This is a genomic window from Pedobacter sp. AK013, assembly GCF_014205835.1.
GTDB lineage: Bacteria > Bacteroidota > Bacteroidia > Sphingobacteriales > Sphingobacteriaceae > Pedobacter.
Window position 1 is genome coordinate 25,587 of record NZ_JACHCQ010000003.1, and the last position, 15,601, is coordinate 41,187.

The following is a 15,601-nucleotide window of genomic DNA, read 5'->3' on the forward strand; positions in this document are numbered from 1 at the left end:
TATAAAGATTCCGTTAATGAAGTCTTAGCCTTACGCCTTCTACCTTCTAACCTTCAACCTCCCTAGTATCTGCTTACTTCAAAGTTACTCAATCCGCCATCTAAATTGATAAAGATTTTTTTGGTTGAGGCTTTATAGTTTGAAGTTTCGTAAACACCATCACTCAATTTCTCAAAACCATCGAAATCTTTAGCTGATAAACCTGTTTTGGTTTTAATCCGGCAACCCGAGTTGGTAGGTACCTTAATTTTCACATCGGCCACGCCAGATTTCACAATTACATCGGTTATTGGCAATAAATCTCCGAATTTAATATCTAAAGCTGCTGCTCCACCATCAAAGCGGAAAGTACGCACTTTGTAATTGGCAAAATCAAAGTTTGCCTCTCCAGCTCCCAGTTTCATTAAAATATCCCAGTTAGCTTCTTTATTCAATTTAAAGTTAACATCGTTACCACCATCACCAAAATTCCACTTGCTCTTTTTATCTTCCATTTGGAAAGTAAGTACGGTAGCGCTATCGGTAAGTAATTTCTTTAAAGAGAAGTTACCATGTCTTTTCTTTACGTCAGCATTAATTAATTCTGCTGTTTCACCATCAAGATTAAATGAAATGCCACCTCCAGAAATATTTAACACCGTTTTTTTCACATTATCTGCTGCTACAAAAGGCTCAGATAAACTTAAGTGATTATACGAAGTGTCTTTATCGTTATCATCATTGTCGTCATCGTTATGATCGATATTAACATCTATATCTTTTTTAAAGTGGTGCCCCCACCAGTTACCACGTTCAGGTACCTGTTGCCCTTTATAAAAAAGGAACGACAAGGCCACCACTAAAACGCCTATAGAAATAATACTGCCTGTTTGCGAATTGTTTTTATTAAACAGGATATTTAAACCTGCTATGATTAAGAATACTGGCCAAAAGCTCCAAACGTTGCGCCAATAAAAATTGATTACGCCAAAGTTTTCGAGTAGAAGTACACCGCCGATAAAAAGCAGGATAATACCCCAAATTAATCTATCTAATTTCATTTTATTTATACTTGAGGGTTAGCGGATGTTGAATTATCGTCTTTGTTAACAGGTGCTGTAGGTTCGGTTTCTACAATGGTTTCAGAAAAATCAGCTGTTTTTTGTTGTTCAGCCTCCTGTTGATTCTGAAATGCAGCCCAGTCATTTTTTCTTTTTGATTTGGCTATAATGCTTATACCTAAAGCAATAAATATTAACGGCCACATGTACCTGAATAAATTGCGGATACTAAACCAATCGGGTATAAAATCCATTTCGCGCATCAGGAAAAAACATCCTATTACCAGCAATACTAACCCGCCAATGGTGCGGCCGGTATCATTAGATTTATTGAATTTACTGAAATCAGGCTGTGTTTCGAAAGGTGTTTTCTGTGTTCCGTCTACAGGTTGTGTCCAATTCTGATTTCCCTGATTAGCAGACCCTGCAAAAGGATCGGCAGTTCCAAACGGTTGTGCATTTGGATTTTTACCAAAGTAATCATTGAATTTAGAAAATCTTGCTGCTGGGTCGTTGTTCACCGGAACAATAATCCACATTACAATATAGGCAACTAAGCCACCTCCAGCCATAAATATAGCCGATAATGCAAACAATAACCTGATTATGGTAACCTCAACCTGCATGTAATCTGCAAGTCCCGAAGCTACACCGGCAATCATCTTATCGTGTTCGTTTCTAAAAAGCTTCTTTTCCATAACGTTGTTCATTTTGTGTTTAAAAATCAAGCGGAGTAATCAAAACCTCATCTACATTTACCCCTTTACTTAAGTTTAAAATGGTAAACAAAGTTTCTGCAATATCTTCAGGCTGTACAAATTTTTCATCTGGAATTGTTGTGCCTTCCCAAGATGAGGTTTTAGTAGAACCTGGCAAAAATGCAGTTACTTTAACATTGTGAGGTGCTAACTCTTGCCGCAATACGTGATTTAGACTTAACATCGCTGCTTTTGTTACACTATAACTGCCACCATCTTTTACAGGTGCTTTACTGGCCACCGAACAGATATTGAATATATGGCCTCGCTTGGCTGAACGCATTTTTTTTCCAAAAAACTTACTGATGTAATAACTGGCATTTGTATTTAAATGCTGTTGCTTTTCGAAGGTTTCGTCATCCTCATCTAGCATACTACCAGGCAAAAAGATCCCTACATTATTTACCAAGACATCTACATGATCAAGATTTATAACCGTCGAATTTAAAAAAGCGTACACCTCTTCCTTAACCGAACAATCTGCTGCCTGGATAAAAACAGCATTCCCATAAAGGGCTAATTCTTGTCGAAGCCTTTCGAGTTCGGCTAAACCTCTTGCTATCAAAACTAAATCGTACCCATTTTGGGCAAATTTAATCGCAATAGCCTTACCAATTCCTTTAGTTGCTCCGGTTATTACAGCTTTCATTATTTATGGTTTAATTTTTGTTGACAAAAAACCATATTTATATTCAAAACCACGAATATTTTTGTAATTAGCTAAGCGCTCCAACTTTTTTATCGTTTCTTTGTAGTATTATAAATGATCATTTAAATTAAGCAAATACATACGGAATGAATTTTACCAATTTCGGCAGATACATCCTGCTACTCAAGTCTGTATTCAGAAGGCCGGAAAAACTGAAAATATACCTGAAAGAAATCGCCAAACAAATGGATTATGTTGGTGTAGGCTCTTTAGGTTTAATTGCTATTATCTCTACCTTTATTGGCGCAGTAATGACTTTACAAATTGCTTTCCAGTTGGTTAGTGATTTTATTCCGAAAACAATTATCGGTTCTGTAAACCGCGATTCGAGTATATTAGAGTTAAGTCCAACTATTAGTGCAATTGTTTTGGCAGGAAAAATCGGCTCGGCCATTTCATCAGAAATTGGTTCGATGCGTGTTACCGAACAGATTGACGCTTTAGAAATTATGGGTATAAATGCCCCAGGCTACCTCATCCTCCCTAAAATTATTTCAGGCATAACCATGGTACCTATGCTGGTTATCATTTCTATGTTTTTAAGTATTACCGGTGGTTATATTGGCGGTTCTGTTTCTGGAGCAGTAACACCAGCAGAATATATTCAGGGTATTACCACCGATTTTAATCCTTATACCATTACTGTTGCTTTGGTAAAAGCATTTGTATTCGGTTTTATTATCACATCTGTTCCGGCATATGAAGGCTTTTACGTTCGCGGTGGTGCCCTGGAAGTTTCTCAAGCCAGTACAAGGGCTGTTGTAATTAGCTGTATTTCTATTTTAGCTTGCGATTATATCGTGACCCAATTGTTATTGTAATGATCGAAATTAAAGATATTTATAAATCGTTCTCCGGAAATGACGTATTGCAAGGTATTTCTGGAAAGTTTGAAGAAGGCGTAACCAACTTAATTATCGGTGGCTCAGGATCGGGAAAAACAACCCTGCTGAAATGTATGGTAGGTTTACACCAACCAGATTCTGGTTCGGTATTGTACGATGGTCGTGATTTTACACCAATGACCTACGAGCAGCGCATTGAGGTACGTAAAGAAATCGGCATGTTATTTCAAGGCTCTGCCCTGTTTGACAGTATGACCGTTGAAGAAAACATCATGTTTCCTTTAAATATGTTTACTGATCAAAGTAGAAAAGAAAAACTCGAAAGGGTTGATTTTTGTTTAGAACGGGTAAACCTGGCGGGTAAAAACAAATTATTCCCGGCAGAATTGTCGGGTGGGATGAAAAAACGTGTAGGTATTGCACGTGCTATTTCCATGAACCCAAAATACCTTTTCTGTGATGAGCCCAACTCAGGTTTAGATCCGAAAACTTCTATCGTAATTGATGAACTGATCAAGGAAATTACCGAAGAATATAAAACCACCACCATTGTGGTAACGCATGATATGAACTCAGTAATGGGGATTGGTGATTATATTTTATTCTTACACGAAGGAAAAAAATTCTGGGAAGGCAGCAATAAAGAAATAGCACATACCGACATTAAAGAGCTGAATGACTTTGTATTCGCCAGCCGCTTCATGAAAGCCGCAAAAGATAAGTTTTAAGAAAATTCTTATATTTGTAATATGACTACGGCTACAAAAAATATCATTCACAAATTGGAAACCTTACCAGAAAGCATGGTAAACGAGGTAGAAGATTTTATTGATTTTTTAAAAGCTAAACATTCGAAAAGTTTTCCAAAGTCGAAAAGTGAAGAGTCAAACATTGTTGAAGAACCAAAAAGCTTATATGGTGCTGCAAAAGGTTTATTTATCATCCCTGAAGATTTTAACGATCCATTAGATTTCAATTAAAATAAATAAATCGTCATTGCGAGGCACGAAGCAATCTCCTTCTGTATATCTATCGCATTAAGATTGCTTCGTGCCTCGCAATGACGAACTATACAAATAATACATGATACAATTACTTGCCCCCACCCACTGGAAAGATTATGAACTGATTGATTGCGGGGATTTTGAAAAATTAGAACGTTTTGGAAATGTTACCCTTATCCGTCCTGAGCCTCAGGCAGTATGGAAAAAAACATATTCAGAGCAAGATTGGAAAAAAACGGCCAACATTACTTTCAGAGGCCGTTCAGCTACTTCTGGCGAATGGGTAAAGAAAAACCTATCCATTCCAGACCGCTGGCATGTAGAATACAAAAACAATGAAGTGGCTATCAAACTCCGTTTAGGTTTAACCTCTTTTAAACATGTTGGCGTATTCCCAGAGCAGGCAGTAAATTGGGATTTTATCTCGTCATCGATTAAAAAATTTAAAACACCACAACCTAAAGTTTTAAACCTTTTCGCTTATACTGGTGCTGCATCGTTAATTGCAAATGCGGCAGGTGCAGAAACTACACACGTTGATTCGATTAAGCAGGTAGTAACATGGGCAAATGAAAACCAGGAGCTTTCGGGATTGAAAGATACCCGTTGGATGGTTGAGGATGCGCTAAAATTTGTTAAAAAAGAATTAAAAAGGGGCAAAAAATATAACGGCATTATTCTAGATCCTCCAGCTTATGGCCATGGCCCTAATGGCGAAAAGTGGAAACTCGAAGATCATATCCAGGAAATGATGCAGGATGTGGTACAACTTTTGGATGAAAAAGAACATTTTCTTATCCTAAACACCTACTCACTTGGTTTTTCTTCAGTAATTGTTGAAAATTTAATCCGTACCTCATTCCCTTCCGTTAAAAACCTCGAAACGGGAGAACTCTTTTTGCAGGCTACATCAGGCATTAAATTACCATTGGGTGTTTTTGGCAAATTCTGTAATGTGTAAATGTTGATTACTTTATTTTAAACTACCAGATTTCCATCCTACTTTCATCGAAACAGATTCGGAAAACTGTTTAACTTTAATTATCTATAATATATCTATGAAATTCCCTCAATTAGCAGGCACACTAATACTTGGTTTTGCCGCAATCAGCTTATTTGCCAACTGTAATTCAGATGGCAAGAGTAGTGGCGGTATCGGTAAAATCTTTTCTTCTGATTCGACTAAAAAGAAAACGGACTCAACGGTTAACGTCATGAAACCGGTTGATCCAAAGCTTTATGATTCCTTAGTAAAAAAACTGGCAAACGGAGATACTACCGGGAAATGGCCGGTAAAAAAACAACCATATCCTTTAGCTGGAGCTATTTTACCTTTTAAACGCATAGTTGTTTATTATGGAAACCTGCATTCGAAAAAAATGGGTGCACTTGGTGAATATGCGCCTAAAGAAATGTGGCAACGTCTAAATGCCGAGGTTAAACATTGGGAAAAGGCTGATCCTTCTACCCCGGTACAACCAGGATTACATTATATTGCCGCAGTAGCAAGCGGAACGCCAGGGAAAGATGGAAAATACATCAACAGGATGGGTAATAAACAGATCGATTCTGTTTTGAAAATTGCCAAAATGCAACCTAACACGATAGTATTTTTAGATCTTCAGGTAGCTCTAAGTACTATAAAAGCAGAATTACCTCATATTGCAAAATACCTGGAATTGCCATATGTTCACTTAGGTATCGATCCAGAATTTTCAATGAAGGATGGAACATTACCAGGCAAAAAAATTGGTACTTACGATGCTGCCGATGTGAATTATGTGACCGGATATTTAGCCGATATTGTTAAAAAATACAATTTACCTCCAAAAGTATTTGTATTACACCGTTTTACAAAGAAGATGGTAACTAATTCAGCTAGCATTAAATTACGTCCTGAGGTGCAGGTAGTGGTGCATATGGATGGATGGGGCGAACCTGAATTAAAAAAAGGAACCTATCGTCATTTCATTCAGGCAGAGCCTGTACAGTTTACTGGCTTCAAGCTGTTTTACAAAAATGATCTGAAGAAAGACCCTAAGCGGTTAATGACTCCTGAAGAGCTGTTAAAGCTTACACCAAAACCGATATACGTTCAATACCAATAATATACCAAACGCCTGTGAATGAGATTACAGGCGTTTTTTAATTTAACCATATAATCCGCTCTCAAAATGAAAAACCTTATTGCACTTGCATTATCTTTATTTATAACTTATTCTTCTGGTATTGCCCAAGAATTAAAAAAATCAAAATCCTTAAAAACGGCTCTGGAACAATCTTTGTCATCTAAAAAACCAGTATTGCTAATTATAGAGGTATCTGGTTTACCCAAACCAACAGATTTACCCCCAAATGCAAAAATCAGTTTTAAATCTGCTTTAGATGAGCCTGAAGTGATAAACAGTATTAATGAAAATTTTGTCGTTTATAAAACCACAATGTCGGATACTAGCGTGAGGTCAATCATTAGGGAAGCAAATGTAAAATCGTTCCCAGCATTTGTATTTCTTCGCGCCAATAAAGATGTTTTCTACAAAGATTTTGGAAATTCTACTGATCAAAAGAAATATATTTCGATGATCGAAAAGGCGCTTTCGGCTTCAAAAGAAGCATCAATATCTGATCTGGAAGCCCAATTTAATGCTGATAAAAACAACAATACCGTATTAAGAAAATTAATCGACACCAGAAAAAAGATTGGCATTACAAACAATGCACAACTTATTGAGCAATATGCCAACAACCTAAAAATTGGAGACTTTAACGACTATCAAAATGTGTTGTATATTTTGGAAGCTGGCCCATACAGTGATGGAAACGCCTATAAGCTGGCCAACACCAACCGGAAGATTATTGACAGTTTATACAGAACAGAACCTTTACAGCGAAGAACTGCACTTAATAACGCAATTATTTCCAATACGATTGCCGATGCAGCAAAGAACAAAAATACGTCAAGGGCTATATCTGCGGCTTCTTTTGCCAGGAATACATGGACAAGAGATTACAGAAGAGGAGAGCAAGCATATAACACGCAGATTTTATGGTATTACAGCACCATAAAAGATACCGCTAATTATTTGAGAACCGCTAGTTATTTTTATGATAATTTCTACATGAATATTGGTGTAGATAGCATAAAAAAAATTGAAGCTAAAGACCGGAAAGCGCTATCCCAAAAACACATTGCTTCGATGCCCAACCAAAAACAAATTTCAAAAGAGAAATTGGATAGTTTACAAAAAATTGACGGCAAAACAGTTGTCACACAATCGGTAGTAACCTTCAGTTCGACTTCTAACAGCTATGCTAACGAATTAAATAATGCCGCCTGGAAGTTTTATGAAATTGGGACTAAAAATCTTAATTATCTTAGTAAGGCCATGATTTGGAGCAGAAGATCGATTGAATTAAATCCCATTGCAGGATATTACGATACTTTAGCTCATATCCTTTATCGTTTAGGTTATAATGAAGAGGCAATTAAAACACAAGAAATAGCAATAGACAAAGCGAAAATAGAAAAATCCTCAACAGCTAGCCTAGAATTAGAATTAAAGAAAATTAAAGCCAAAACGCTTTAGGCAGCCCCACTTTTTTAATGCAAGAGGACTTGCCTTTATAAAGTTAGTACATAGATACATTTTGCTATGTATTTAACCTAAAGTACTGTCCAAACAGCACCTACTTAAAACTTATAGGAATAATCGCCACCCAACCAATGTTTAATATCAAAAAAATGTCTTTTTTTGATTTATTTAAAAATTGGAATAAATATATTGTAGGATATGCAAATAGCAACATTTGGCGGAGGCTGCTTTTGGTGCACTGAAGCCGTTTTTCAGACATTAAATGGGGTAAGCCAGGTTACAGCGGGCTATATGGGGGGAGATTTAAAGCACCCTACCTATATGGAAATTTGTAATGGCAATACCGGGCATGCAGAAGTAATTCAAATCACATTCGATGAAAACATTATTTCGTTCAGTGAGCTTCTATTGGTATTCTTTAAAACCCATAATCCAACAACCTTAAATAGGCAAGGTAATGATGTTGGCACACAATACCGCTCAGTGGTTTTTTACGAAAACGAAGCGCAAAAAAAACTAACGGAGGAAATGATTGAAGATTTAACCCAACAACATGTTTTCAACAAACCAATTGCGACAGAAATTTCTCCTATAGCCGAATTTTATGAGGCTGAAGACTATCATCAGAACTATTTTAATAACAATCAGGGAAAACCCTATTGCGCATTTGTGATACAACCAAAGTTGAATAAGTTTGCTACTGATTTTAAAGATAAAATTAAACCAGAGCTTTTGGAATAATTAAATTTCGAAGGTAAGCAAGGCATGCTGACTAGCTGTATGAATATCTCTCCAAACCCTATTAATTTCTGATTCTTTTTTTGCGGCTTCTAAACCGCAGTAAGGAAATAAAGTAGCTGCTGATTTCCAACAGGCATGTGCCAATTTACGGCTGATTAAACTCACCTCGCTTAATTTCTCATCAGCAATTTCCCCATTACCCATTAATTGATCCCAAGATTCCTCAAACGCATGATAGAATTTTGTACGAAGGGTTAACACTTCTTCTTTACAACGGCTGAGTTCGCTGTTAAAAAGCAAAATTTGCGCTTCACTATATCTCCCCAATCCGGAACGGGAGTAAAAAGATTGCGCTACCAGCTTAATAAAATGATTGGTCATTCCTAAACTATTTACGGTTAACGTGGTTTCTGCGAGCTGTAAAAAGGGATAATCAAAGCCTGTATCTGTTACTTCAATTTGTTGATTAATTTTAAAGGTCCTGTTTTCATCAACGTTTAAATCGCAAACTTCAAAAGCATGGCTTCCTGTAGCTATTAAACCAAAGTAAGACCAACCGGGCAAAATATTTACTTCTTCTTTTTTAAGAATGAATGATTTAATTTCAGGCTCTCCATTTTCATCCAAAATATCATCTCCATTTTCGTTTTTAAGTGTGCAGTTAGCTGTAAATATAGTAGCATGTAATGCACCACTGGCATAACTCCATTTTCCATTGAGCAGATAGCCTTCCTTCGTTTTAATGGCTACCCCACCAACTGCACCACTCCCCGCAAAACAAACCTCACGGTCGGCAAAGATCTCTGCGGCCAATTCGGGATTTAGAAACCCGGCAAACCAGCCTGCACCGGCACAGAGTGTTACGGTCCAACCTAAACTTCCGTCGGCTTCTGCTAATTCTTCTTCCAATTTTAAAATTTCAGGAAGTTTTTTATTTGGTCCCCCATAAATTTCGGGTACAAAAAGCTTAAACCAATTTTCCTGATAGGTCAGTTCTAAAATTTCGGGATGAAGTTTACCCATTTCTTCGGAAATTGCTGCATAAGCTTTTACTTTTTCCTGCCAGGTGGTGGTTAATGTTTCTTGCATGATTATTTTTTGCTTTGGCGTACGAAAGTAATTAAGCCAATTTGAGTCTGCTTTTGTTAATAATCTTCTTCCAATCTAAAAATCCAAATATGGCAACTGTAAACAAAAACGTAGTTAAACAGGCCATTAGTGGAAGCTTTTTATGGAACAGCAACGGAATGGCAACAATATTCGAAATATTTAGGAATATCCAGTTTTCTATTTTGCGCTTGGCTAACAGCCACATGCCTGCCCAGGCAAATGCAGAAACAAAGGCATCTGCAATTGGAACATCCGATTTGGTAAAGAAAATATCTATTTTAGCAATTACAAAATGTTCAGGCAAATTTATTAGAGCGGTGTAGAAAATTCCGAATCCTATTACAGAAATTAAAACAGCTATAACTAATTCTTTTCTTGTTGACCATTGAACTTCCTTATGGTGATGATTTTCCTGATTTTTCCAAATTAACCAACCATACACGCTCATTACCAAATAATAAACATTGAGTACAATTTCTGCATATAAATTCGCGCTATATAGTAAGGTCATCACCAATAAAATAGAAATGATACCTGTTGGATAAAGCCAGATGCTATTCTTCTTCGCTAATAAAACTTCAGATACGCCAAAACCAACAGCCAGCCATTCGATTAATGAGGTGTGTAAAATCTGCTCCTGAAAAAGCTTAAACCAATCTTGAAAATTCATTTACAATAGTTTGCTTTGCAGCCGGTAAAAATAATTAGATACCGTTTTCGGGGCGAAACAGCTTTGTAAATTTTAACCTCTTCCTACGGCGGCATTACCCGCATCAGGTTCATTTAAGGTTGAGGGCCGGAGGGTTGTAAGGTCGAGGGGAAACCCTCTGCCTTCTACCTATCTACCTTTCACCTCAAAATGGGTATAATCTCAGCAAATTGAGGGCAACAGAAATTGCAGCATCAACAAGCACCCCTTTGAGCAGGGCAAATATAGGCTTTTTTATCCTAATGAGATTTAAAATATAATAAGCCACCCCTAATCTACTTACCATCAACGGACACACAAGTGGTAAAATATTATTTTTATCAATACGGGTACGGATCTAATACATTGATCAAAGTAAGGGCATCAATATTGCGAGGATCATAAAAGGAAATTCTCGTCAGATGCTATCATGTTGAGCCTGTCGAAACAAGACCCTTCAACTACTTGTTTCGATTTATCTGAAAGCTCAGGGGGACAAATCTATATTTATGATATAATCCCTTTGTTGTCTTGCAACAGCACACGTCATCAATCCGATTTCTTTTTCAATTGGGTTTCTCTATCTTTATAGAAAGCGATTACTATGAAAATTTCACTCTCACTCCTTATCTTATTTTTCTTGCCTTCTATTTTATTTGCCCAGAAAATTAATTATAGTTCTTCCCTGTATAGTGCATTACAATCTGCTCGTTATCTTAAAAAGGATGTTTTGGTGATCATCAATTCAGAAAACACAAATGCAGAAAAACAAAATCGGCTTTTTAGCTATCTTGAAATCGTAAATAAAGTAAATACACATTTTATTTCTTACCAAGCAAATTATGGTGACACTGCTTTAAAATCAATAATTCAATATTATAATATCCAAAACTGCCCAACCTATATTTTTTTACATAGCAATATGGAGTTGTTTTACAGAAGCTTAGAGTTTGATGCACCAAGGGAACGATTTCTAGATATATTGAAAAATGCAGTAGAAGCTTCACAACAAACAACCATCAAAAAAGCAAAAGAAGATTATCTAAAAGATACTTCTGACATAACTAAATTAAAACAATTGATAGATGTACTTAAAAAGCGGGGCGTAACGAATAATGCATATTATATAGAACAATATGCTAAAAAATTAAGTCCGGCATCTTTTGATGACTATCAAACAATACTATATATATTGGAAGCAGGTCCAATCATTAACGGAATTGCTTATAGAAAAGCTTTTGCAAATAGGGTTATAATAGATAGCATATTTAAAAAGGAGCCTGAACCAAAAAGAGCATTTATATTGAATGTTATTTCAAATAATACAATGGTTACTGCTATAAAAACGATTTGTTTAGCTGATGCTCAAAATACGGCCAATTTCCATAAAAACCAATGGCAAAATAGCCAATATAACGGCCAAAAAATCTATAATGAAAAAATGCTTTTTTATTATAATTCTGTTAAAGACACTAGTAGCTATTTTAAGCTAGCGACCAATCACTATGATAAATATTATATGAGCATTAGGATCGATAGTATTGAAAATTTAAAGTTACAGGAGAAAACCGATAGTACATTACGTTTTAAACCAGGATGGAACGCAAAATCATTCCCAGATGGATTGAATGAGGTGGCTTGGAACTTTTATTCCTCCGGCACCAAAAATCGCGAGCACCTTTTAAGAGCTATAAAATGGAGTAAAAGATCTGTTAAGTTAGATCCAAATCCAAATAATTTTGATACCCTAGCACATTTATATTATTCATTACAAGATTTCAAAAAAGCTATTAAAGCACAGGAAACTGCAATAAATACAGCTAAAATTAATGGACTTCCAACTAATACCTTTTCCGAAAGCTTATTGAAGATGAAATCAAAAACACTTTAACGAAGAAATATGAGTTCATAACTATCTGCACTCCGGTTGAGATAGCAACGTAACTCAACATTTAACAGCGAATTAATTCCAGGTGACAATCTTAAAACTTATTGTATTAGAATTCCACCTACGTGGGAATGACGAATCACCAGAAACCGCATGATCAATTTACAACACTCGAATCTATTTAGAATAAGCCTAACTGCCCTTTATCATCAATATCGATATCATCCGGATTGGTGATTTCGAAATCTATCTTCTTGGCAGGTTTTTCTTCTGCCTCAGGTTCATCTTCGGTTTTAACTTCTTCCTTTTTAACAGGTTCAGTCGCTGGCTTTGGTTTTTCTTTTACTTCTGGTTCAGCCTTAACTACAGGAGTTTCTGTACGTTCGAATTTTGGCTTTGGCGGTATTACAACAGGTTCATCAGCTACTGTTGCTTTGGCCGCTTCGCTATCCGTTACCGTTTCTTCATTGGTAACTTCCTCTTCAACTGTCGACTCCTCATCGTCACTTTCTTTAATAGATGTTTCTTCTGGTTCTTCAACGGCTATCTCTGGCTCTTCCAATACCACTTTCTGTACATCATGCGGCGACAGTCTATTTCCATTTGCTTTTAAACCTTTAACATCAATCAGTTCTGCTAAGGTTAAATCCAATGTTTCAGGAATCTGAGTTTTGCCTTTTAAAACATCAACAATAATTTTTGCCGCTGGATTTGAAGTCAGGTGCAATAATCTCGATTTCTGCTCCTCGCTGATAAAAATAGTTTTCCTTCCGTTAGCTTGCAGTTCGAATGCAAAACGTTTGATAAAATAATTTTGTGCTTTGCCTTCAAAATGAACAGCAGCAAAAATCAGTTCCGGATCAAACTTCTGAATCAAGATTAATCCATCATCAAAGTGATTGCTCAGTTCGAAAGAACTTAATTCATAATATCCATCTTTGTGTACCTGTAGAATACGATCGTCGCCATCAAACTCACCCAGGTATTTTCCACGACCATCAACATTTAAGCGCTTTAATAAATCATCATACCAGATTTTCAGTCCCGATAAGGTAGAAACGCCCTTGCTCTTCAAAATAATTTTCTTAATTGGATATTTTGAAATGATATTCCCCTGCGATCCGCGCCCTTTAATGGCTACCTCTGCAAAATCCTGATCAAACTGAAGCTTGCGCAATTTAGAATGGGGTTTCAGGGCAACATTTACTACCTCAGCCTCACCGTTAGGATTTGCAGTAAAATACAAAACCTTCGATCCTTTCGATCCCTTGGTTAAATCGTATTCCTTATCGCGCGTTACCCCAACTACGGCAAATCTTTTAATATACGAAGTACCATTTGCGCCATCTTTATAAATCATATTATAAATGGTACGCTCATCGTTTTTCTTAAATACCTGGGCATGGATAATGCCTTTACCTACAAAAGTTTTATCAGCCACCTTTGTGATGATACATTTACCATCCTCACGGAAAACAATTACCTCATCAATATCCGAACAATCGGCAATGTGTATATCTTTCTTTAATCCTGTACCAATAAAACCATCCTCTTTATTCATGTACAGTTTCACGTTCGCCAATGCTACTTTCGACGCCTCTACCCGATCGAACAAACGGATTTCAGTTTTACGTTCCCTTCCTTTTCCGTACTTATCTTTTAGTTTCTGGTACCAGGCAATGGCATAATCGGTAAGATGTTTTAAGTGGTTTTTAACTACTTTAATCTCATCTTCCAGGTTTTTCATCTGCTCATCAGCCTTTTTCACATCAAAACGGGTGATGCTACTCATTGGCTTATCAATCAGCTTTTTAAAATCTTCAGGTAATATTTCGCGGTAAAGCGATGGTTTAAACGGATCGAATAAAATGTGTAATACCTCAACTACGGTTTCAAAATTAGATGAGTTTTCATATTCAGGATTTTTGTACATCCCTTCCTGAATAAATATTTTTAGTAACGAACTAAAGAAAATCTTTTCCTGTAACTCGTGCAAGCGAATTTCGAGCTCTTTTTTAAGTAAACTCTTGGTGTGTTTTGTATTTTCGATCAGGATATCGTTCACACTTAAAAAGTGCGGCTTATCATCCTGAATGATACATGTGTTTGGTGAGATCGATACTTCGCAGGCCGTAAAGGCATAAAGTGCATCAATGGTAACATCGGGCGAAATCCCTGGTGCAAGGTGCACTACAATTTCTACATTGGCCGCCGTGTTATCCTCAATCTTTTTGATCTTGATTTTGCCTTTATCATTAGCCGATAAAATGCTATCGATAACAGAACCTGTTGTGGTACTGAACGGAACTTCGCTGATCACCAAAGTTTTTTTATCCTTCTCGGTTATTTTTGCGCGCACGCGGATTTTACCCCCCCGCTGCCCTTCATTATAATTCGAGAAATCGGCCATACCGCCCGTAAAGAAATCGGGTAATATATTGGGACGCACACCTTTCAATGCTTCTATTGATGCATCTAATAATTCGATAAAATTATGCGGCATTACCTTAGTTGCTAAACCTACAGCAATACCTTCAGCCCCCTGCGCCAATAACAAAGGGAATTTTACAGGTAAAGTTATCGGTTCGTTGTTACGTCCATCATAACTTAACTGCCATTCGGTCGTATCCGGATTAAATACCACTTCGTTGGCAAATTTTGATAAACGTGCCTCAATATAACGAGGTGCCGCAGCGCTATCGCCAGTAACCGGATCGCCCCAGTTACCCTGCATATCAATCAATAAATCTTTTTGTCCAATCTGCACCATCGCATCGCCAATAGAGGCGTCACCATGCGGGTGGTACTTCATGGTGTTACCGATGACGTTGGCTGCCTTATTAAAACGCCCATCATCCATCTCCTTAAGTGAGTGCATAATGCGCCGTTGAACAGGCTTTAATCCATCGTTAATGTGTGGAACTGCCCTATCGAGAATTACATAAGACGCATAATCGAGAAACCAGTTTTCGTATAAACCGTTGATTGGGGTTATGGTATGTTTGTGCTCTTCGTTTACGTTTTGATCTAATTCTTCACTCATTTATTTACAAAAATTGGCAGCCGTAAATATAATAAAAATGATTGCATAGAATAAAGAGAGGTTATTCACATTTCGGAATCGAAAATTTGTTCTTAACAGATTTTAAAAAGAAAGCTAATATTAAATAAGCTATTATAAAATGGCTCCACACAATAGAAGCTATGTGCCTTTTGAGCCAGGAA

General features: G+C 36.8%; 14 protein-coding genes. 8 read left to right on the plus strand and 6 right to left on the minus strand.

From position 1 onward, the window contains the following. Positions 1–62 precede the first annotated feature (62 nt). Genes HDC90_RS02745 through HDC90_RS02755 form a run of 3 tightly spaced genes read right to left on the minus strand, consistent with a single transcriptional unit; the run spans position 63 to position 2,447 of the window. Complete coding sequence (locus HDC90_RS02745; RefSeq protein WP_184463662.1) at positions 63–1,040, minus strand: LiaI-LiaF-like domain-containing protein; 978 nt, start codon at positions 1,038–1,040, stop codon at positions 63–65. A 5-nt stretch (positions 1,041–1,045) separates the two neighbouring features. Beyond that, positions 1,046–1,738 (minus strand): PspC domain-containing protein, encoded by a 693-nt coding sequence (locus HDC90_RS02750; RefSeq protein WP_184463664.1) that lies wholly within the window; start codon positions 1,736–1,738, stop codon positions 1,046–1,048. 19 nt (positions 1,739–1,757) lie between these two features. Further along, positions 1,758–2,447: an SDR family oxidoreductase gene (locus HDC90_RS02755; RefSeq protein WP_184463665.1), complete on the minus strand. Its 690-nt coding sequence runs from the start codon at positions 2,445–2,447 to the stop codon at positions 1,758–1,760. Positions 2,448–2,593: 146 nt separating this feature from the next. Here HDC90_RS02755 and HDC90_RS02760 point away from each other — a divergent pair, with 146 nt between their 5' ends. From HDC90_RS02760 to msrA, 7 genes are all read left to right on the plus strand, one after another. Next, positions 2,594–3,328 carry an ABC transporter permease gene (locus HDC90_RS02760; RefSeq protein ID WP_113949422.1) on the plus strand — a complete coding sequence of 245 codons (735 nt, stop codon included), beginning with the start codon at positions 2,594–2,596 and terminating at the stop codon, positions 3,326–3,328. Further along, a complete protein-coding gene (locus tag HDC90_RS02765; protein ID WP_184463667.1) occupies positions 3,328–4,080 on the plus strand; it encodes an ABC transporter ATP-binding protein in 753 nt (250 codons plus the stop codon). The genes HDC90_RS02760 and HDC90_RS02765 overlap by 1 nt, the downstream gene beginning before the upstream one ends. 21 nt (positions 4,081–4,101) lie before the next feature. Next, positions 4,102–4,332: a DUF2281 domain-containing protein gene (locus HDC90_RS02770; RefSeq protein WP_184463669.1), complete on the plus strand. Its 231-nt coding sequence runs from the start codon at positions 4,102–4,104 to the stop codon at positions 4,330–4,332. A gap of 103 nt (positions 4,333–4,435) precedes the next feature. Beyond that, positions 4,436–5,317 carry a class I SAM-dependent methyltransferase gene (locus HDC90_RS02775; protein ID WP_184463671.1) on the plus strand — a complete coding sequence of 294 codons (882 nt, stop codon included), beginning with the start codon at positions 4,436–4,438 and terminating at the stop codon, positions 5,315–5,317. 97 nt (positions 5,318–5,414) lie between these two features. Further along, complete coding sequence (locus HDC90_RS02780; protein ID WP_184463673.1) at positions 5,415–6,464, plus strand: hypothetical protein; 1,050 nt, start codon at positions 5,415–5,417, stop codon at positions 6,462–6,464. Between the two features lie 66 nt (positions 6,465–6,530). Then, positions 6,531–7,943, plus strand: coding sequence for a hypothetical protein (locus HDC90_RS02785; protein ID WP_184463675.1), 1,413 nt, complete (start codon positions 6,531–6,533; stop codon positions 7,941–7,943). 204 nt (positions 7,944–8,147) lie between these two features. Beyond that, positions 8,148–8,690, plus strand: a complete 543-nt coding sequence (gene msrA / locus HDC90_RS02790; protein WP_184463677.1) for a peptide-methionine (S)-S-oxide reductase MsrA — start codon at positions 8,148–8,150, stop codon at positions 8,688–8,690. On the opposite strand, the gene HDC90_RS02795 is transcribed toward msrA, so the two are convergent. Further along, entirely contained in the window at positions 8,691–9,779 is a 1,089-nt protein-coding gene (locus HDC90_RS02795; RefSeq protein WP_184463679.1) for an acyl-CoA dehydrogenase, read from the minus strand. Positions 9,780–9,810: 31 nt separating this feature from the next. Continuing rightward, complete coding sequence (gene pnuC / locus HDC90_RS02800; RefSeq protein ID WP_184463681.1) at positions 9,811–10,470, minus strand: nicotinamide riboside transporter PnuC; 660 nt, start codon at positions 10,468–10,470, stop codon at positions 9,811–9,813. A gap of 622 nt (positions 10,471–11,092) precedes the next feature. Here pnuC and HDC90_RS02805 point away from each other — a divergent pair. Continuing rightward, positions 11,093–12,379, plus strand: a complete 1,287-nt coding sequence (locus HDC90_RS02805; RefSeq protein ID WP_184463683.1) for a hypothetical protein — start codon at positions 11,093–11,095, stop codon at positions 12,377–12,379. A 178-nt stretch (positions 12,380–12,557) separates the two neighbouring features. Here HDC90_RS02805 and HDC90_RS02810 read toward each other — a convergent pair whose 3' ends face one another. Next, a complete protein-coding gene (locus tag HDC90_RS02810; RefSeq protein WP_184463685.1) occupies positions 12,558–15,419 on the minus strand; it encodes a DNA gyrase/topoisomerase IV subunit A in 2,862 nt (953 codons plus the stop codon). Positions 15,420–15,601 lie beyond the last annotated feature (182 nt).